This window comes from Microcystis aeruginosa NIES-4325 (genome assembly GCF_008974145.1).
Classification (GTDB): Bacteria; Cyanobacteriota; Cyanobacteriia; order Cyanobacteriales; family Microcystaceae; genus Microcystis; species Microcystis aeruginosa_G.
This window is the reverse complement of record NZ_BJKP01000097.1, coordinates 1-917: the sequence shown is the minus strand read 5'-3', so window position 1 is coordinate 917 and position 917 is coordinate 1. Positions and strand designations below refer to the sequence as shown.

Here is a 917-nt window from a genome sequence, read left to right as displayed (position 1 = left end):
CCCATGACCATTGCTGTCGGACGCGCCCCAGAAAGAGGGCTGTTTGATGCTCTCGATGACTGGCTCAAAAGAGACCGTTTCGTCTTCATCGGTTGGTCTGGTTTACTACTCTTCCCCTGCGCCTTCATGGCCCTAGGTGGATGGTTAACCGGCACCACCTTCGTCACCTCCTGGTACACCCACGGGTTAGCCAGTTCCTACCTGGAAGGCGGCAACTTCCTGACTGTAGCCGTCTCCACCCCCGCCGATGCCTTCGGCCACTCCATTCTCTTTCTCTGGGGACCGGAAGCCCAAGGTAACTTCACCCGTTGGTGTCAAATCGGCGGTTTATGGCCCTTTGTCGCCCTCCACGGTGCTTTCGGCCTGATTGGCTTCATGCTGCGTCAGTTTGAAATCGCCCGTTTAGTCGGCATTCGTCCCTACAACGCCCTCGCCTTCTCCGGTCCGATTGCGGTGTTCGTCAGTGTCTTCCTGATGTACCCCCTCGGTCAGTCTAGCTGGTTCTTTGCCCCTAGCTTCGGCGTGGCTGGTATCTTCCGTTTCATTCTTTTCTTCCAAGGCTTCCACAACTGGACTCTTAACCCCTTCCACATGATGGGTGTAGCTGGTATCCTCGGTGGTGCGCTTCTCTGTGCTATTCACGGAGCCACGGTAGAAAATACCCTGTTTGAAGACGGTGAAGGTTCCAACACTTTCCGAGCTTTTGAACCCACCCAAGCGGAAGAAACCTACTCCATGGTCACTGCGAACCGTTTCTGGTCGCAAATCTTCGGCATCGCTTTCTCCAACAAACGTTGGTTACACTTCTTCATGCTCTTTGTCCCCGTGACTGGTTTATGGATGAGTGCTGTGGGTGTGGTGGGATTAGCGCTTAACCTACGGGCCTATGACTTCGTTTCTCAGGAATTGAGAGCGGC

General features: G+C 54.5%; 1 protein-coding gene. It reads left to right on the top strand.

All coding sequences use genetic code 11. The features are described 5' to 3' along the window. Positions 1-3: 3 nt before the first annotated feature. On the top strand, positions 4-917 hold a 914-nt coding region (psbD, locus tag MiAbW_RS19125), incomplete at its 3' end, for a photosystem II D2 protein (photosystem q(a) protein) (RefSeq protein WP_151697351.1).